Genomic DNA, 19,969 nt, shown 5'->3' with positions numbered 1-19,969 from the left:
AAATCGTTTCTGTTCGACATCTGCGGGCAGATAATGCCCGTCAACCGATCAGAACCCGACGGGAATCCAGTTCTGACCTTGTGGGCCATGATGGGTTGCAGTCGGTTGCGTTTGTCCGCCGTCCATTGGCATCGGCTGCGGATTCATCGGCATCGGCTGAGTCGATGGTCCCATGGGCTGGCCATTGTTCATCGGATTTGGCATGGGCTGACCCGGTGCCGAATGGGGGGCCATTGGAACGGGATGCGGAGCCATCGCCGGTCCCGGTTGTCCCGAATTCTGAGGCATTTGGAACTGGTCAGGCGTCATCGGAGTGGGGGCGTCGTAGTACTCGGTGGTTTGTGGCTGAAAGATTTCCGGGTAAGACGGAACCGGGGCATTTGGGATTTCCGTTTCACCACACGTCCCAGTGGGGCAGCCACCGAAATTCGTTGCTGGCGGAGTGTGGAGCATTTGCGGTGCCATCGTGGTTTGAGGCATCATCGCGGTCTGCGACGGCATCGGACCGTAGTTCGTCACGTTCGAACTCAGCATCGGTTGCCCGACTCCGGCACTGGCAACTGGTTGCGACGAAACAACTTGCCCCTGGACAAATCCGGTCGGAATTGTGCCCCGGAACACACCAGGTTGCAAATTCGTGCCCATACCGGTCGGAATTGCCGGTGGTGGGCAGGCTCCGGTTCCGCACGACGTTGGCGGACAAGGCGTTGGTGGGCAGACCGTTCCCGGTGTGCACCTTGCAGGTAACGTAATGGGCGACAGCGGTCCACCAACAGCCGGTGGCATTGGCCCGCATGGAGGAGCAACCGGATACGGTTGGACGCATTGCATCGGTGGCAGTCCCGCTGGGGTAACCACGCAAGCACCGTCCCCACAGGAGAACAGTCTCTCGATGAGACAATCGTCGTCGTCACAGTCTTTCCGGCATGTGACTCCCCCACCGTAATAGGCTTGAAGACAGCCCAATTCTCCGGTGTGCAGACAAGAACAGCCTGCCGAGGTCGCGATCAGCAACAATCCGAGTTGCAATTGAAAGATGCGTTTCATTGTTCATCCCTGACGAACGCACGAAGTGCGGAAGTTTGCGATGCCATTCCAATCGAACGGCATCACTTGAGTATTTTTTCCTCGCTACAGAAAGAATCGTCCTGGAAGCTGGGTGAACTTTAATGGTCCGGCCGGAAAAATCGGATTTTTTCACTCTTTCACACCGGATTGACTGAAGACTTGACGTGTTAAGCATTTATGATGACCAGAAAATTCGCGCCCGAAGTTGCCTTCTTGCCATTTGCCCCTCAGAATTTCATCCACACCCCCACGATCATTCTTCCTGCCTCGGACGGCTCATGATTGAGACATTCAAGTATCGGATTCAGCCCGCCATCCTCGAATTGCACGAGACATTGGTGGCACAGATGTCGGATTGCCCGCTTGCAGACGCACTTGGCGAAGACCTGGACCAACTCCGAGGAGACGGGACCGGGCGATCCATCGTGTTGTTGGCGGTGATGAATGACGTTCTCCGGATGAACCAAATCGCCTTGGAGTCTCATCCAGAGATTCCTTCCCGCACGCTCGATGCGATTCTTCCGTTCTGTCAGTCGGTCGCAAAAACGTTCGCGACCAAAGGGCTCGATCATTATCAGCCGTATACGGATCTCCAACGCGAATCTATCGAGTCGTTTTTCGATTTCTATCGAACCTCGCGTTTGCCATTCACGGCGGAGTCACCGATTACGCATTGGAGCGGACTGCAAATCTGTCGCAACGTGGCTCTGCAAACCCGTGATGGCAGTGTTGTGGATGCGTACGAGCAGCTCGTGAGTACCGTCATCGAATTTTTGGACGAAATCGGTCTGACGAGACGCCATTCACCGGCCATTGGCTCGTTGGAGGAATTCTTGCTCGACAGCTGTGAGGATATTCGGGACGATCTCAGCGATCATTCCGCCGATCGGAATCGGATGTCGTCGAGTGCGTCCCGCGAATTGGACAACGATCGCCAACGCTTGCTGAGTTGGCAAAAGAATCTCAATCATCAACAAAACGAATTAACCACCCTTCGGTCGGATTTGCAACGTCGTCTCGCCGATCTCCACAATCGTGAAACGCGACTCGGACAACTCCAAGATGAACTCGCACGAGAACGCGAGAAACTTTCCGAACTGCAACGACAAGTCCAAGCTGACCGGGAACGCTTGACGATTGATCAGTCGGCATTCGAGATGCGTCGGCAACAGATCGAGGAAAAACCTCAGCCGAAATCGGAAACCGTCCAATCGCCGAATACGTCACTCGACGAGGAGCGAGCGGCTCTTTGGAAAGATCGGGAGGAACTGGCCCTCGAACGGGATCGACTGTCGCTGGAGCGAGCTAACCTGGAGCGTGAGAGAAGAGCCTGGGAACTTGAACGCGAACAGGCCGATCAAGCCGAACCGTCCGCTTCCGGCCGCTCGGTCTCATCAGACGATGCGACCCCGCCAGCGACCGCAATGCCCGATGGCGAGGAACCGGATGGCCACGATTTGCTGTCCGTATTGATGCCCGCCTCGCAAGTCGGCGACCTTCCGACAGTTCGGGCCGTGCTGGACCAGATCCGTGGGACCAGCGACGAGAATCTAGTGTGGGGAAATCGTGAGTCCAACAATGCGGTCCTCGCTGCGACCGTCGGCCACGACGACGAAAAGTACGATATGATCGTCGAGCTAATGTCGGAAACCTGTCCGAACTGTGTCCGGTCTGCGTTTCCAACGCTCTTGCAAATCCTCCGGGATTCGAGTTCACCGCCGTCGGCCCGACGGAGAAGTGCTCAGGCGATTGGTAGCCTCCGAGAAGATGCCAGCCAAGCCATTCCCATTCTCCTAGGAGTTTTGGAAAGCGAAGATCGGTCCGTCTCGTATGCCGCGAGCGAAGCCATCGCGAAGATCGATTCCGAGGCTGTAGTGAAGGAAGCCATTCCCTATCTCAATTCGATTCTCGAGCAAACCCAGTCGTCGCAACAGAGTCGCTCCTGGACCGCAAATCTTCTGGCCGCACGTGCGGATTTGTATCGCCTCAGCGACCAACCGCAGCGAGCACTGGCCGACTACGAGGAAAGCATTCGTCACCGCACGAAACCAAATCGCACCGACGAGGAACTCTGTTCACAAATCCGGGAACAGCTAAAAAATTCGCCGAACGTGACGAAACGAGCCACTCGAACTTGACATCATCCCGCCCCCCTGATACGTTTCGCATCACCTGGAACGGGATTCAATCCACATCCAACCGGGGGATTAGCTCAGTTGGGAGAGCGTCTGGCTGGCAGCCAGAAGGTCAGGGGTTCAAGTCCCCTATCCTCCACTTTAGCCGCCTTTGGGCGGCTTTTTTCATGCGCTTCACTCGCCTTGTGTAACGGGATTCGCGGTCTTTAGAGTTTATGAGGGGCTGTTTTCTCGGTGGCTTTCTGGTCTGCGAATCCGTAGGCACCGTTTCGCTGGGACTGCTCTATCGCATGAGAGCATCGAATATCGGGAAAGTGGCAGTATCGAGCTGTTTTGGCTGTAGTGAAACTTCGGCGTAACCGGCAATGCGACTGGTCCATGATGGACTGTGTTTTCGAAGCCCGTCTATGCCAGAATTCCCATTCCCCTGCGGCTTGTGACAGGGGGATTCTTTCCTCATCCGTTTTCTGTTGCGCAAGCAACTGTAATCATATCAGCGATGACTTTTTTCAACGGCTCGATGCCTTGCTGCTCGATCATTTGATGAAGCTCGGAAAACATTTCCGGCTCGTCCCTAGCACCTGTTAACGCCTCCATTCCAGTTGATACAACCCCTAGGTAGTTTCTGAGGTCGTGTTCGAGTTGCCGAAGTTGCTTACGACGTTCTTGAGTCGAAAGTTGTGTCGTTTCTGATTCCCATGTCATTGGATAGTTTCTGTCTGAATGGCTATTGATTGGATGATTTTCTAAGCCGGGAAAGGATTTGTTGCAAATCTGCCGGCTCCGCGGGTTTGACCAAGTGGTGATCGAACCCTGCGTTTTTGGTCTGCCGTTTGTCTTCCTCCTGACCCCAGCCGGTCAGAGCGACCAGCATCATTTTCTTGCCCCAAGGTTGCTCGCGGATGTACCGAGCCGCTTCGTAGCCGTTCATTTTCGGCATACCAAGATCCATGAGCACCACATCGGGTAAGAACTTTCCGGCAACTTCGACGGCTTCTTGACCATCGTGGGCCATACGGACGTCATGTCCTAACATCTTGACGACCATTTTGAGCATCGTCGCCGCGGCCGTATTGTCATCCACCACCAGGATGCGGTGGCAGGTCTTTCCCTCGACTTTTTCGGAAGTCTCTTTCGTATCCGTTTTCGGGGCCGTCGTGTCAAGCAATCTTGGAAGTCGGACTGTGAACTCGCTTCCTTGATTGGCTCCTTCACTATGAACCTCAATGGACCCACCGTGTAATTCCACAAGGGTCTTGACCAACGTCAATCCGATTCCCAGCCCTGCGTATCCGCCTTCGGTCGTATGCTCGATCTGTCCGAACATCTCGAAGATGCGTTCCCGCATTTCGGCTGGAATGCCAAGGCCGGTGTCCTTCACAGCTACAACCACATCTTTTTCATGAGGCTCAGCTGAAAGGCTAATTTGCCCCTTCTCGATCGTGTACTTGGCTGCATTGTTCAGCAGATTAGATAAAACCTGAGCCAACCGGGTTGGATCGGCTTGCAGAAGTACCGGTTGTTCGGGAATGTTCACAGACAAATCGTGACCCACTTCGTCGATAAATGGTCGAGTCGCCTCGACTGCACTTCGCATGACATCAGCCAGTTCAACTCGGCGTAAACGCAGTTTCAACTTCCCTTGAGTGATGCGGGACACGTCGAGTAGATCGTCAATGAGGTGAACCATTTGTTCGGCCTGACGTTCCATCGTTTCGCGAACTTCCTGTCGCATTTTCGGGTCGTCTTCCGCCAACTTCAGAGCTTCTAACCCTGTGCGAATGGGAGCGAGGGGGTTTCTCAGTTCGTGAGCCAATGTCGCTAGGAACTCGTTCTTGCGACGGTCGGCCTCTGAGAGTTTCGCAGCGATGATGCGAAGTTCCTTCTGGATTTGCTTTTGCTCGCTGATGTCTGTGTTCGTTCCAAACCAACGAACGATCTTCCCATTGTCATCACGGAAGGGAACAATTCGTGTGAGGAACGGGCGAAACTGTCCATCGCTCCCTCGAATCGGGAACACCTCGTCGAATGGTTCACCGGTATCGAGAGAGTTTTGCCAGAGTTCAAGGACTTCGGGTAGGTTTTCGGGGGCAAGCACCTTCTGCCATCCCCAGCCTTCCATTTCTTCGAACGTGGTGCCGGTGTATTCATACCAGCGACTATTATACCAGTCGAGATGCCCATCGGGTTTCGCCATCCATGCCAACTGCGGAATCGCATCTGCCAGGTGCTCGAAGCGAGTTTCGACCTCTTGTAATTTTTCCGCTGCCGCTTTTTCTTCGGTCAAGTCGCGAACTTCAATGACGGTGCCGATTTGCTCATCACCTTCGTTGATGGGACGGGCGTTGCACTCGACGGGAAAAGCCTCGCCATTTTTCCGGAAGAATAAATCTTCGTGAGCGCGAACCACGAACTTCTCCGGGAGTGCCCGGTCGAGTGGGCATTCCGGCATCGGATAATGCGAGCCATCCGGACGAGTGTGATGAATCAGATCATGGAGAATCTGACCGTCAACCTCTTCGAAAGAGAATCCTGTCATCCTTTCCGCTGCCGGATTCATAAAGGTGCAGCGACTCTGGTTGTCCATCATAAAGATGGCTGTGGTGGCATTGTCGGTGATCGTTTTGGTGAGACGGAACTGGTATCGCAACGCCTCGTCGGATCGATATTGTTCGGTGATGTCGCGGAAAACCAGCACGGCTCCCGTTACTGCTCCCGCTTCACCCTTGATGGGAGCAGCACTGTCGTCGATATTGCGTTCCGTGCCATCCCGGGCGATCAACACCGTGTGATTCGCCAAGCCGACGATGTGGCCCTCACGTAAAGCCCGTAACGCTGGGTTCTCGACACGCTCGCGAGTGGTTTGGTTAATGATGTGAAACACGGTCGTCAGCGGCTGGCCCTCGGCCTCGGATTGCGTCCATCCCGTCAAAGTTTGGGCAGCTCCGTTGAGGAATGTCACCCGTCCTTCAACATCGGTCGCGATCACACCGTCGCCGATACTGCTGAGCGTGAGTCGTAGTAATTCAGCTTGTGCCCGGACTCGTTCCTCGGCTTCCTTACGCTCGGTGAGGTCGAACATAGACCCCACCATCCGGACGGGCTTGCCATTTCCATCATGAACGATCCGGCCCCGATCGAACACTGACGCATACGATCCGTCCGCTCGTCGATAGCGGTATTCGTCTTGCCACAGTTCCTCGCCGTTGTCGATGGCCTCGTGAATGTCGTGGACGATTCGCTCGCCGTCTTCCGGATGAATCTGCTCATACCACCATGTGATGTCGTCTCGAACTTGATCGGGCAGGTAACCGAATCGGGTTTGAAGTCCCTCGTTCCAGACAACTTGATTGGTGACCAAGTTCCAATCCCAAATGGCGTCATTGGCCGCCTGACCAATCAAGCGGTAACGTTGCTCGCTTTCTCGCAATCGCTGTTCGTTTTGCTTGCGTTTGATGTATTGAGCCACTTGGTGGGATAGCGGGTCAAGGTCCGTCAGCACTTCGGCGGAAATCGGTTGATGAGAGAACATCGCCAGCACGCCGACAGATTGGCCATCGACCAGCAGTGGATATCCGGCGAAACCGACCATCCTTTCTCGCTTGGCCCAGGTTGAGTCGCTGATCTGGGGATCATTGAGGACATCGTTCGTCAAATGAGGTTGCCGATTCTGGGCGATTCGGCCAATCTTGTATTTGCCCAGGCCGATTCGGCTATGCGGGCCGTCCAGATGAGTGTACATCCCGGCACTGGCTTGGAGCTCCAAGACCTCTTCATCTGTATTCACGTTCCAGATACGGGCGAAGGCCATGTCGAGATGTTCGACGAAAGCCTCGCAACACCTTTGAAGGACGCTTTGAACATCATCTCCCGTCGCCAAAGCCATACTGACATCGGCACGCAAGTTGGTGAGTCGGGCTTGCTCGGCCGCGGCAGCCTCCGCCAACTTGCGGTCGGTGACATTTCTGGCAATCTTGGACGCACCAATCACTCGACCGGTCGCATCATAGAGGGGGGAAATCGTTAGCGAAACGTGGACACGTTCGCCATCCTTCCGCTGTCGCACCGTGTCGTAGTGTGCCACCCGCTTGCCAGCCCGAATTTGGCCGAGGATGTGTTCTTCTTCGCCTGCTCGCTCGGCGGGGATCAACATTGTAATCGAGGAGCCCACGGCCTCTTCGGCAGAGTATCCAAAGATATTCTCGGCCGCGGCATTCCAGGTTTGAATGATCCCGTCCAATGACTTCGTGATGATCGCATCGTTTGACGTCTCAACGACGGCGGCCAATCGCCGTAACCCCTCTTCGCCTCGCTTTCGTTCCGAAACGTCCCGAAAGACTAAGACACTCCCGATAATGTGCCCATCGGCGTTCCGGATCGGAGCCGCATTGTCGTCGATAAATCTTTCCGTACCGTCTTTGGCAATCAGGATCGTGTGGTTCTTGACCCCCACAACGACCCCTTCCTGCAACACGCGGATTGCCGGGTTTTCGACCGGCACACGAGTTTCCTCGTGGACGATTCGAAAAACCTTGTCCAAGGGTTTTCCGTGAGCGTCTCCGCTTGTCCAACCCGTGAGTTTTTCCGCAGCGTCGTTTAAGGTTGTGATCTGCCCTAAGGAATCGGTGGCAATTACCGCATCACCGATACTACCGAGCGTGACTCGCAGTAACTCGGCCTGGTCACGCTCCTGGCGAAGTTCGACCAGTTCATCGAGAAGTGCCTGAGTCGTCTTGCTATCGACCTCGTCAGGAGAATGAAGAACGCATTGAGCCAATGCCTCCTGTGTGCTCAGCAACTGGTCAATGTCAGACTCTTGTTGAAGTTCTGGATGTAATTGTGTCCAAAAATGAGCAGTACGGACAAATGTAATGAACACCAGGAGGTGTTGCAGCTTGATGCTTCCTAAGACACGCTGCAAGCCTTCCAAGCATCGAGACGCGTCCGCAGTTTGAAGGAACACATGAGCCGCACATGCAAAGATCGTTTCCTCGGCAAATGATCCCGTTTCGGGCATTTCAGGAAGTGGGGTCTCGCGCGTCTGGCAAAACTCAATGTGCGGGACGAGAGCTTCACCTTTCGGGACCGGACGCTGGATGAGACGCACGGTCTCTTCAATCGTCGCCTGCGGGGATTCTTTGTCCCCCGATGGCCGCCCGAGACCAATCAGGAATCCGACATGCCGAGAAATGCAGTATCGAACCTTGCAGAATTGGGAGAGATAAACGAACAAACGTTCCTTAAACAGCGACGGAAGCGGATTATCGAGATAACCGAACTTGGCGAATCCCCAAAGATTCTCCATGACTTCCGGCGTATCGGGAGCCAAACGAAAAAAGTTTGGCAAGACGCCAAAGCGTTTTTCGACCTCTGTATGTAATGCAGAGAGACGGTCCGATGGTTCCGATTGTTTGCTCATCGACGCATTTTATCCAGAAAGTGATTCTCTGTCACTAATCCCGCGCACACTGTTGAAATGGGGTCGTCGCCATGACCGTTCGGTGATAGCCTAAATTTCCTGGATCATCGTATCTACTGAGTACAATTTTTCTCGGCTAAACTGTTGTCGTGTGAGTGATTATTTGGCCATGTTGATTGGGAAGAGGATGCTTGATGAGATTCATTATGAACACGTATTTCGCTTTGTGAACCCGAATCATGGTCGATCGCAATTCCGTCAGTCGAAGTGTGTCTGCAAGGCAGTCTTGGGTGTAAGTCTATTTACAGAAGACAATTGCGGAGACGGGGGATTCCCGGTTCTAGTGTTCGACAAATTGGCAAATGACATTATGAAATGGCGTTTTTCAGGTGAAGACTCGTAGCGGGCTAGGTAAAATCTTCGGACTGGGATAGCTGTTGAAGTTGCGGGATCATGACCGGTCCTTGAAAAATTGCTGTTGTTAAGTTTGCCCACCCTTCCAATAATCTGTGAGATTCTCTCATGGGGGGCGTCAGCGAACGGCAACAGACCGAATCTCAATCTGGATGATCGATGGATACGCAACGGGACTTGCAGGGGCGAAACGAACAGGAAGTCTGCGCGAGACAGTCGACGCCATGTGTCGAGATCCTAACGCGACTTCTAGAATCTCAGAAACGGACCATGGACCGTGCAGCGGTTCGTCGCGCCGTTAGTGAAGCTATTACCGCTTGGCCTGGTGATGTTTCAACTACCTGGTGGCGGTGGTTGGTGGAGGCGGCACGCAGCCTCGACATGGAACTCACGGTGCTGGACGTGGAACCGTTGGAAATGACCAACCTCGTCCTGAATCGCGAATGCGTGGCCACCTATCTTCCCCAGCAGGAAGCTCCTTGGTTGATCGCACAGTTGAAACGCCGACGCGTTGATACAGTTCGATTCACCGAAAAAACTGTTGTATCGCCAAAAAGAGAGCTTCTGTCCGCGAAGCAATTTGAACGCACCATTCGGCATTCTGACCATCCGTCTTCGGTCCGATGTGTCGTTTCCGATCCGGTCAAGCCGGTCCAGCATCCCGAACATGCCGGGCTTTCGCCACTCGATCGTTTGGTTCAACTTGTTCGACCGGAATGGCCCGATATTTGGGTGGTGCTGGTCTTCGCAATGATTGTCGGTCTGCTGACCCTCGCAACTCCGGTGGCGGTGGAAGCGTTGGTCAACACGGTCGCCTTCGGTCGGTTCTTACAGCCGGTTCTCGTTTTGGCACTGATGCTGTTCGCGTTTCTGGCGTTTTCAGCCGCCATTCGTGTGCTACAGACGTTCGTGGTCGAAATCATTCAGCGGCGATTGTTTGTGCGGATTGCCGGTGAACTGGCTCGGAGACTTCCACGCGTGCAAGTCTCCGCGTTCGACGACCATGACGGGCCAGAATTGGTGAACCGATTTTTCGATGTTGTCACCGTGCAGAAGGCAGTCGCAGGTCTGCTGCTCGATGCTGTGGTGATCGTGCTGGGAACATTCGTCGGGATGGCCGTGCTGGCCTTTTATCACCCGTGGTTGCTCGGCTTTGACGTCGTATTGCTGGCGATGATCGGTGTCATCGTGTTTGGTCTGGGACGCGGAGCCGTCAAAAGTGCGGTGAAAGAGTCGAAGCGGAAATACTACATTGCCGAGTGGTTTGAGTCCGTGGTGAGTTGTCGTCATACGTTCCGTTATGGCGGTGGACGGCAGTTCGCCATCGAACGGTCGGACTTGCTCGTTTCGGAATACCTTGAGGATCGACGCAAACACTTTAAGGTGCTGTTCCGACAAATCGCATTCGCGCTCACGCTTCAGGCCATCACCAGCACCGCGTTGCTTGGATTGGGCGGTTGGCTGGTGATTCAAGGCCAACTCACGCTGGGGCAGTTGGTGGCCGCGGAATTGATTGTGGCCGTGATTGTCGGTGCCTTCGCAAAATTAGGGAAACACCTGGAATCGTTTTACGACCTGTTGGCGGCCGTCGACAAAATTGGAATCTTGCTCGATCTGCCGCTCGAACGTCGCGATGGTTTACTGTTGATTCCGCATTCTCAACTGGCATCCGTGCATTTCTCTGACGTTTCTCATAAATATGCCTCGACCGGTCGTGGACTCAAACCCTTCAGTGCGGACGTCCGTCCTGGAGAGTCGATGGCCATTTTCGGGGAGCGGGGTTCGGGGAAATCGACCCTCGGCGACCTCCTATTCGGACTTCGAGCCGCGACTAGTGGTCGGTTGGAAATCGATGGTTTCAACCCACGAGATATCCGCCCGGATGTTTTTCGACATCACGTCGCGTTGGTAAGGGACCCGGAAATCTTCACGGGCCCCGTCACCGAGAACGTGCATTTGGAACGTACCGGTGTGACGACGACGGATGTCAAAGATGCGTTGCGGCTGGTGGGGATTTATGAAGAAGTCCTCAGCCTGCCCGACAGCCTTGAGACCAAACTAACGCCTAATGGTTTGCCATTGACGCAACGCCAGTCATGTCTGTTGGCGTTGGCCCGTGCCATCGCCGGACGTCCGAAACTATTGGTAATTGATGGGATTCTCGACACACTTTCGTCCAAAGAGATCGAGCAATTCTTCGAACGGCTCTCTCAGAAGACACTCCCGTGGACCTTAATCATCCTGACCGCACGCCGTGAAATTGCCGACCGCTGTCAGAACGTGACTTACCTCGAAGAGCCGAAACACGATTAGCCGGTCGCACCATGGCGGCTGTTGTCAGTCGCGTGTGTGATGGCCAATTTCGCACTCAATTTGACCTTTACACGAAGCCAGTCACGATATGCTCGATGAACGAACACAATCGACGATGGTGATGACCGAAACCACCTATTGCGATCAGGCACTGCCTGCGTTGCGGTTGGCGCGGTCGTCGCGGTTGGCCCGTCGGATCGCGCGGTTGCTGATCGCACTTATGTTCATCACGATTATCCTGCTCCTGTTCGCGCCCTGGCAGCAATCTGTCAGCGGGAGCGGCAACGTGATTGCATACGCACCGCTCGATCGGCAGCAAATCCTCGAAGCACCCGCGAAAGGGCGAGTCACGCGTTGGGGCGAGGGCATCTACGAAAACGCTTTCGTTGAGGAAGGCCAGGTCATCTTGGAGATCCAGGACCTTGACCCCGACTATCTCACGACGCTTGTCCAACAACGTGACCTTTCCCAAAGTCAGGTTGATGCGTTGGAACAGCAGTTAGAGGCGGAACAGTCGAATCTCCGTACGAACCGAGCAATCATCCCGATTCAAGAAGGCATGGTCGAGGCATATCGATCCGCGCGTGATGCTGACTTAGCCGCCACAGACGCCTTGATATCGGCGGCGGAACAAAAGGTGGTTGCGGCTCGCGAAAAAGTCCGCAAAGCCGAAGCGGAGAAAAGCCAACTTGAGATCGACTACGGTCGACAGAAACGTCTCTCCGAAAAAGGTTTGACGTCAAAACTGAAGTTTCAGGAAGTCGAAGCCAAGTATCTCGGGGCCGTCGCAACATTGGGCGTGGCAGAGTCACAGTTAGAGGCCAGTCAGAAGGAAGTCGAAGGCAAAAAGAAAGAGCGGGAATCGAAGTCTCAAAAATGGGATGCAGAAATCGCCGCTGCCGATTCAAAGCTTCAAGACGTGAACGCAAAGGTCGCTCAATCGCAGAGCAAGATTGCAAAAAGCCAAAGCGAACTTAGCAAGGCGAAGCAGGAGTTAGCGAAGGCGCAAATCTCAGTGAATCGACAACAGAATCAAATTGTCACCGCGCCACGGTCGGGGTACATCCAAGACTTGGTGGCGACGGAAGGAAAGATCCTCAAGGAAGGCGATAAACTCTGTACACTCGTCCCAAGAGGCGGTGAGCGGGCGGTGCAAATTTGGGTCGATGGCAATGATGCCCCGCTAGTGGAAGCGGGTCGGCATGTGCGACTGCAATTCGAAGGCTGGCCGGCTGTTCAATTTACGGGGTGGCCCTCGGTTGCTGTTGGGACCTTTGGCGGAACAGTCGCGTCTGTCGACAATACCGACGACAACAAAGGCCGATTTCGAGTCATCGTGTTGGCGGACTCAGAAGATCAGGAGTGGCCAGATGATCGTTACCTTCGCCAAGGTGTTCGAGCGAACGGGTGGATTCTGCTTGACCGTGTGGCTCTCGGCTATGAGGTCTGGCGTCAGTTGAACGGCTTCCCCCAAAGCGTGAAAAGCGGTAGTGAGGACAAGCCCAAGAAGATTCCCGTCAAGGTCGGCAAATAGCCGGACTTGCGGAAATCCACGACTCTCACAGGGCTTACGACTATTGAAGTCGTAAGCCCTGTTTTCGTTTCTCGCTATCAACCTGGCTGTATCCCGATACGTCACCCACGCAAAGATTTCAATTTCGATGCGACATCGCTGATAACATCTGGAGAAGCATTTCCGGTTATGACGATCAGAGAACTAGTATTCGTATTCCGTCATGACTTGCATGAGATATCCGATGGTACGCAAAAAAGTGTTCGCATGGGCATGCGTACTTTCGCTTTCTTGGGGCGGTTGTACGTCAGTAGAGCTGAGCGATCGTGCTGTCAGCAATGCTCGGCTGGGACACCGTGGTACGGTATCGGAACTGCCTCAAGACGCGGGTTCACCGCAAAAGCCACACGCATCGGTTGAACTTGCGGCGTTCGAAGAACCAGCGGACGAAAGCGAACCGACAGTCACTGCACCGTTACCGGAATTGTTGGGGCCGGAAGAATCTCCTAATGATTCCGCAGACCAAACAGCCGGTCAGCCGTTGTCGCTCGACGAGGTGTTGAACTCCATCGTGCGGGCGTATCCACTTCTTGAGGCTGCTCGACAAGAGCAATGGATCGCCTACGGTAACGTGATCTCGGCGAGTGGTTCATTCGATACGAAAGCCAAGGCCGGCGCGTTGGAAGCCCCGCTTGGATTTTATGAAACCTACCGCCATTACGTTGGGTTTGAACAACCGCTTTATAACGGGATGGATGTTTTCGCGGGCTACCGGATCGGCCGAGGCTTCTTCAAGCCTTGGTACAAAGGTCGTGAGACAGACGAAGGTGGTGAATTCAAAGCGACGATCAACTTGCCGCTAATGCAAGACAAAATCATCGACGAGCGTCGTGCAAATCTCGGCGTGGCAAACATCGAACAAGCGGCCGCGCAGCCGATGATCCAAGCCGAGCTGATCGACTATCTCCTTGCCGGATCCGTTGCCTATTGGGATTGGGTCGCGGCTGGACAAGGTGTGCGAATCGCGAGGGGGCTGTTGGATCTTGCCAACGAAAGAAAAGTGGCGATTCAGGAACGAGTCGATGAAGGTGACTTGGCAGAGATCACCATGACGGACAATCAACGGTTGATTGCATCACGTCGCTCAAAATTGATTGCTGCTCAACAGAAGTACCAATTGGCCGCTGTCAAACTCTCATTGTTCTTGCGAACTCCACAGGGGGAACCAATCCTACCTAGTGAATCTGCATTGCCAAAGGACTTCCCAGCTGTCGAGTCCATCGACCCTTCGTTGGGGCATGAATTAATTCAGACCGCATGGGCTCAACGTCCGGAATTAGCTTCGCTCATCCTGAAACAACAAAGTTTGGACGTCGAGTTGAACCAAGCGCGAAACATGGCGTTGCCGGAACTAGACTGGTACACCAGTGTCTCGCAAGACGTGGGTGATCCTCGGAAGGATAAGGGGAAAGAGAACAAGCAACCACTCGAACTCGATACACAACTTTTGTTGAGTGTTCCGCTCCAACGACGCAAAGCACTTGGTAAGCAAACTTCGCTCGAAGCGAAAATCGCACAAGTTCGGGCTAAAGAAGAGTTCACGCGAAACAAGATCGCCACGCAAGTACAAATGGCACTTGTGTCGCTCCAAGCAGATCTTGCGTTGATCGAGCAATCACAAACGAACCTAGAACTCGCGGAAGAACTCCAGACCGCGGAAGAAGATCGCTTCCGGGAAGGCGAGAGCACAATCATTCTCGTCAACATTCGCGAACAAGCCACAGCCGACGCCCGTGCGGGAGTCGTCGCTGCACGAGCCGACTATTTCCGGTCGCGAGCCGAGCTCGAAGCGGCACTTGGTTCTCTCCCAGACCACGTGAAGAACTAGGCTGAGCCTGAGTTTCGTTAGCGCCTGTCTAGTTTTAGTGGAGCAGCTGACGCTATATATCAACTCAACATGCGCTGGTCGTGACTTAGGATGACAGTGCAACTGGCCGATTGTCTAGTCCGGCTTCGATAGGATTACAGCGGTCACAACACGATTCAGTGGAAACCGTATCTTCTGTGGAATTGAACGTTCGTAGAATTCTCGACCAACGACAATCGTTCGATTCCGCAAACTCTTGCATGTCTTTGACACTCCATTTTGCCCGTTCGATCCTTTCTTCCCCAGCTCTTGCAATGTGATCGAACAGAGTGTGCCGAACTTCCGGAAGCACACACCGCCACTTCCCTCGCCCTGCCGGTGCAACCACACCGTGGGCCGCGAGTTGATGAAAACAGCGTTTCAAAGCTGTTCGCCCATACGGACTAATATCGACGAGATCTTTGATTCGCACACTGCCATCGGGGAAGCTATTCGTGTTCTTTAAACCCAAGACAAGTGTGTGATGTCCGCTCGCGAGTTGACAAGAGTCCGAGCCCCCGCTGGCGAATAACTTCTGGATGCTCAAATCGTCGGGGTCGTATAGCAATGTGCAGAGTGCTGGCTCACCATCGCGACCTGCACGTCCCACTTCTTGGTAATAAGACTCAATGGAACCGGGAAGGTGATAGTGAATCACTTGGCGAATGTTCGGCATGTCGATGCCTAGACCGAATGCGTTTGTCGCGACCATAACGCCGGATTCATGGTTGAGGAAATCGTGTTGGTTCTCAAACCGATCCTTTTTTCGCATTCGTCCGTGATACCGAAACGTATTTAGGCCCATGCCTTGAAGGAAGTCTGCAATTTCATCGACACCCTTCGTCGTTGCCGAATAAACGATGGCCGGTTTGCCGCAATGAAGACCGTGCTGATCTGTCAGTAACTCTCGAAGTCGGTCTTTCTTGATTGAGTCACCAGTTCGGCGTTCCACTCGCAACTCGATGTTCTCGCGAAACACTCCGGTCGAAACAATCTTGGGATCGCTGAGCTTCAAGATCGTCTTGATTTCCTCAATCATGCGAGGAGTGGCCGTTGCGGTCATGGCGAGCACCGGAGGATTGCCAAGTCGCTTCCGAACGTGTCCCAAGCTTAAGTAGTCGGGGCGAAAGTCGTGGCCCCACTGGCAAACGCAGTGGGCTTCATCGATGACAAAGATATCAACACCGATTTTTGCGATCGTCTCACAAAGTCCGGTGTTCTGGAGTCGTTCGGGAGTTGTGAACAAAAATTCGACTTCACCATTCCGTAGCTGCTCTTCAGCTTCACGAATCTGCTTTTTGGTCCGCGAGCTGTTCAAGACCACCGCTGAGAGTTCGAGGTCTCGGAGATGTCGCGCCTGGTCTTCCGCGAGCGAGATGAGTGGATTCACGATCACCGTGACTCCCGGCAACTCGTGTCCCGGCAGTTGATAGCAGAGACTTTTTCCGGAGCCGGTCGGCATGAGGACAATCGTATCCTGACCGGCTACTGCAGATTTGCACGCAGCGAGTTGACCCGGACGAAAACGGTCGTACCCAAACTCTTGGTGGAGTGTCGCGCGAAGGTTGGTCATCGAGTCTCTCGGGTAGAGGTGGAATCCAGGTGTCTCATACGTGATTGCACGGGAAGGCAAATGCCTTGCCAGTCCACCGGAATAATTTGGAATTCCCGAGCGTCTTGCACCTCAACCTGCTTTGCAGTAGGGACTTGCGAGATGTTTCAAGGAACATTTGAGGATTTGCTACGGACTTCGGTGTGATTCGATTCTGACCATTGGTCAAATTCAGACCGATGTTCGATGTCCCATCCTTGGTTTCATTCGATGTCAGAAATGTCCCTGCCAGAACCGCCGTGCGATCTGAAACGTGTGGCATTCAACGTTCCGGAATCCGAACCATGACAGAAGTGAGCTATGTGCGTCGGCTCCCAAACGAGCGTGCAGTTTTTCGCCGACGCGGAGTTCGATCGTTAGACCCATCGTGTTCAATACGCTGCCGATTTGTCTCAGCGGAACGCGAAGTCCTGGTTGCTGTCGTTTCAACCAAGAAATCGGTTGGATGGCGACACCAAGGCTGTTGGCTCGAACAACGATCGTCGGCCCATGACCGACGATCGTCAATGTGTCCGATCCATGTTGAAGACTGATTTCACCTTCAACATCGACTGGCCGGTAGACCGAAGTGTCCGGTTCAGTTGGCATTTTCGCCGACTCCGACGTTACGGGTTCGGATTTTCAGAGCACCATTAAATCGCCACTTGGCTTGGGGTGCGTCGGCGTTTTCGTTGGCGGCACTGGGAACACAGAGGTCGAAGTTGTCGAACTCGTATGTGATCTCGGCGTTATGTCCGGTCAATCGTTCGTACAATCCAATGGCGAGATCCGGCCAGTTTTGGGTTTCGTTTGTCATTGGGGCTCCAATCATGTCGTTTTGAGGTTCGTGTGTGTCAGCCCTCCGCTGGGCGACCTGTGAACTTATAGGCAGAACACTTCTGGCGTCCGCCAAAAAAACAAATTGCTTTCCGAAACTGGACCCGCTGCTTTACGTTGGGCGGAGTTGATCTTCGGATGGTCGCGGTCAAGTTGACCCGAATCCCACACGCTCTAGAATAGGCCGTTGCTGATCGAACGAAGTTATGCCAACATTGAGGCCCTGATGATTTCCATTCTCACTGCCCTGCCTGTCTACAACGAAGCTGATCATGTCGCTGACGTGCTCGCGGAGGTGCGTCGGTATGCCGACCGGATGGTGGTCATTGATGATGGATCGTCCGACGCCACGCCAGAAATTCTTCGGCAATTGCAAGTGGAGTGGGGTGAGGATGTGCTGGCGGTTGTCCGGCATGAAGAGAACAGTGGCTACGGAGCCGCGTTGAATACGGCATTTCAATATGCCCTGGATCATCGATTCGATGTGCTCGTCACGATTGATTGTGACGGTCAGCACGAGCCCAAGTTGATTCCGGAAATCGCCCGGCAGGTGTTTGACCCCAATCTCGATCAACCGAACGATATCGTTTCCGGTAGCCGTTACTTGACATCATTTGAAGGCGATAGCACTCCGCCGGAAGAACGTCGTTACATCAACCTACAAATCACCCGAGAACTCAACCGACGTCTGGGTTTGAATCTGACGGACGCGTTTTGCGGTTTCAAAGCGTATCGTGTGGATACTCTGAATTGTTTGGATGTCACGGACTACGGCTACGCGATGCCGTTGCAGGTTTGGGTTCAAGCGGTTGCGGCGGGAATGCGGATTGTCGAGTTTCCTGTTCCGTTGATTTATCTCGATGAAGAACGATCTTTTGGCGGATCGTTGGACGACGCCCAGCGTCGGATGGCATACTATCAAAGTGTGCTCAGTCGGGAGTTGGCCGCTCCGCAACCATGTGGTGCGGTTCCAGATGCTCCATAACGCCTGCGTCTCGGCTGCCTGCCCCGAAAACCGCTGTTGAAAGTCCCGCCTCCGTGAATTGTTCCGCCTCGGCTGCTGATCCAGCTTCGATGTCCGATTCGACCTTGGTTCCACAAAGCTTGCGTGTCCCAAGGGACAATCGCACCGTGTTTGCGCAGCCGGCGTTATCCGAGGCGTTGTTCTTGGCCGAGGCAAATCAGAAAGCACTCGATTCCACCCGGATTTCTCTCCAAGGACGCACGTTGCGACAATTGCGGGAATGGTCTCGCCGTGAGATTCTCAAATCGGCTCGCGACTATACGGAGAAACTCACGGGCCGTGCTTGTGATGACTTCAACGATTCCGCCCTGCTGTTCGCGACGGGACATCAACCGGAGCTGTACCACCCCGGTGTTTGGATCAAGAATTTTGCAGTTTCGGAATGGGCGAAGCGATCGAATGGATTGGGGCTGAACATTGTCATCGACAATGACACGCTTGGACAACGTGAGATTAGCGTGCCGACGGGGCGGCGGTCTCACCCCGAAGTCACGAACATTGCATTCGATCAGGATGTCCCAAGTTGTCCGTGGGAGGAAGCTCATCTGGCGGATGCGGACGATTTCCAGCGGTTCCTGAAACGCGTCTCTGAGGTGATGGATGCTTGGAATGTCGATCCACTTCTCAACGAGTTTTGGCCAACGGAGCCGATTCGGTCTGGCCAGGGCCTCCGAGATGTTTTGACAGCGTCTCGAATGCAACTGGAACGCAATTGGGGAGCGGGCAACCTGGAATTGCCGCTGAGTACTGTTTGTGAGACGGATCCGTTCTTGTGGTTCACGGGGTGGGTGTTGGCCGATCCGGAACGATTTCGACAGATTCACAACCAGGCGTTGCAAGAGTTCCGCAAAGTGAACCGCGTTCGTAGCGGTACTCGACCAGTGCCAGATCTCGTCCAGAATGGAGATTGGATTGAATCGCCGTTTTGGGTGTGGCGTGCCGGAGATGCTCAGCGTTCGCGAGTGTTTGCTCGGCAGGAAGGCCGTGAAACAATTTTGTCCGATGGCGACACAGAGTTCGCTCGGTTTCCGCTCGACCGCTCGATGGATGCGTGTTGTGCCGTCGAAGCCCTCCGCGAACTGCCAAAGCAAGGAATCCGCCTGCGAACGCGAGCACTGACAACGACTCTGTTTGCTCGTTTGTGTCTTTCCGATCTCTTCGTGCACGGAATTGGCGGCGCGAAATACGACGAAGTGACCGATTGTCTCATTGCCCGCTTACTCGGGATCACCGCACCCAAGTTCATGACACTGTCCTGCACGCTTCATCTGCCGTTGGGAGAACCGTTCGATGTGACGGAATCCGAACTGACACAGTTACGAGAAACCCAACGCGATTTGCAGTGGAACCCCGAGCGTTGGCTGGACGGTTCCGTGGACCCCGAAGTTGGTCAACTCATCACTCGCAAACGTCAGCTCATCCAAGAGCACAATCACCGCCAAGCCGCGGTTGGTTCGGATCGACAACTGATTCGCCGGGAAAACCGTGAGCGTCATCGAGAGTTGCGTTCCGTCTCCGACAAATTGAAGCAGTGGACGCAATTGCAGAATGAGCGAATTGCTTCCGATATTGAAGCCACCGAAGCCGAACTCTCGGCGAACAAGATTCTGAAAAGTCGAGAATTTCCGTTTGTGCTCTACCCGGCGGAGATGCTGCGGGATTTCTTGACGAGCACGGTTTCCTCGGACTGTTGACCGGAAAACGACGCATTCGCTTGGGACCGGTCAGTGGCATCGGGAAACGCCTCTT

The 19,969-nt window shown here is 54.1% G+C and carries 12 protein-coding genes and 1 tRNA gene; 7 read left to right on the top strand and 6 right to left on the bottom strand.

What is annotated here, in order from left to right:
• Nucleotides 1-48: 48 nt before the first annotated feature.
• Entirely contained in the window at nt 49-1,047 is a 999-nt protein-coding gene (locus G6R38_RS01205) for a hypothetical protein (protein ID WP_166819867.1), read from the bottom strand.
• A 299-nt stretch (nt 1,048-1,346) separates the two neighbouring features.
• On the opposite strand from G6R38_RS01205, the gene G6R38_RS01200 reads away from it, so the two are divergent.
• Nucleotides 1,347-3,206, top strand: coding sequence for a HEAT repeat domain-containing protein (locus G6R38_RS01200; RefSeq protein WP_166819866.1), 1,860 nt, complete (start codon nt 1,347-1,349; stop codon nt 3,204-3,206).
• Nucleotides 3,207-3,269: 63 nt separating this feature from the next.
• Nucleotides 3,270-3,342 (top strand) — tRNA-Ala (locus G6R38_RS01195).
• Between the two features lie 317 nt (nt 3,343-3,659).
• On the opposite strand, the gene G6R38_RS01190 is transcribed toward G6R38_RS01195, so the two are convergent.
• Nucleotides 3,660-3,908, bottom strand: a complete 249-nt coding sequence (locus G6R38_RS01190) for a hypothetical protein (protein ID WP_166819865.1) — start codon at nt 3,906-3,908, stop codon at nt 3,660-3,662.
• Between the two features lie 22 nt (nt 3,909-3,930).
• The gene (locus tag G6R38_RS01185) at nt 3,931-8,622 is read right to left on the bottom strand and encodes a PAS domain S-box protein (protein WP_166819864.1); all 4,692 of its coding nucleotides are present in this window, start codon (nt 8,620-8,622) and stop codon (nt 3,931-3,933) included.
• Between the two features lie 573 nt (nt 8,623-9,195).
• Here G6R38_RS01185 and G6R38_RS01180 point away from each other — a divergent pair.
• The 3 genes from G6R38_RS01180 to G6R38_RS01170 all read left to right on the top strand — a co-directional run bounded on the left by G6R38_RS01180 (nt 9,196) and on the right by G6R38_RS01170 (nt 14,750).
• Nucleotides 9,196-11,349 carry a peptidase domain-containing ABC transporter gene (locus G6R38_RS01180; protein ID WP_206028421.1) on the top strand — a complete coding sequence of 718 codons (2,154 nt, stop codon included), beginning with the start codon at nt 9,196-9,198 and terminating at the stop codon, nt 11,347-11,349.
• Nucleotides 11,350-11,437: 88 nt separating this feature from the next.
• Nucleotides 11,438-12,883 carry an HlyD family secretion protein gene (locus tag G6R38_RS01175; RefSeq protein WP_166819862.1) on the top strand — a complete coding sequence of 482 codons (1,446 nt, stop codon included), beginning with the start codon at nt 11,438-11,440 and terminating at the stop codon, nt 12,881-12,883.
• 223 nt (nt 12,884-13,106) lie between these two features.
• Nucleotides 13,107-14,750, top strand: a complete 1,644-nt coding sequence (locus G6R38_RS01170; protein WP_166819861.1) for a TolC family protein — start codon at nt 13,107-13,109, stop codon at nt 14,748-14,750.
• Nucleotides 14,751-14,835: 85 nt separating this feature from the next.
• Here G6R38_RS01170 and G6R38_RS01165 read toward each other — a convergent pair whose 3' ends face one another.
• The 3 genes from G6R38_RS01165 to G6R38_RS01155 all read right to left on the bottom strand — a co-directional run bounded on the left by G6R38_RS01165 (nt 14,836) and on the right by G6R38_RS01155 (nt 17,176).
• Nucleotides 14,836-16,341: a RecQ family ATP-dependent DNA helicase gene (locus G6R38_RS01165; protein ID WP_166819860.1), complete on the bottom strand. Its 1,506-nt coding sequence runs from the start codon at nt 16,339-16,341 to the stop codon at nt 14,836-14,838.
• A gap of 252 nt (nt 16,342-16,593) precedes the next feature.
• Nucleotides 16,594-16,968 (bottom strand): hypothetical protein, encoded by a 375-nt coding sequence (locus tag G6R38_RS01160; protein ID WP_166819859.1) that lies wholly within the window; start codon nt 16,966-16,968, stop codon nt 16,594-16,596.
• Entirely contained in the window at nt 16,958-17,176 is a 219-nt protein-coding gene (locus G6R38_RS01155; protein WP_206028420.1) for a hypothetical protein, read from the bottom strand. The genes G6R38_RS01160 and G6R38_RS01155 overlap by 11 nt, the downstream gene beginning before the upstream one ends.
• A 246-nt stretch (nt 17,177-17,422) precedes the next feature.
• Between G6R38_RS01155 and G6R38_RS01150 the strand changes: the two genes are divergently transcribed.
• Nucleotides 17,423-18,181, top strand: coding sequence for a glycosyltransferase family 2 protein (locus tag G6R38_RS01150; protein ID WP_166819857.1), 759 nt, complete (start codon nt 17,423-17,425; stop codon nt 18,179-18,181).
• Nucleotides 18,182-18,327: 146 nt separating this feature from the next.
• Entirely contained in the window at nt 18,328-19,914 is a 1,587-nt protein-coding gene (locus G6R38_RS01145; protein ID WP_166819856.1) for a hypothetical protein, read from the top strand.
• Nucleotides 19,915-19,969: the final 55 nt, after the last annotated feature.

This window comes from Thalassoroseus pseudoceratinae (assembly GCF_011634775.1).
Taxonomy (GTDB): domain Bacteria; phylum Planctomycetota; class Planctomycetia; order Planctomycetales; family Planctomycetaceae; genus Thalassoroseus; species Thalassoroseus pseudoceratinae.
This window is presented reverse-complemented; position numbering and strand designations above follow the sequence as displayed.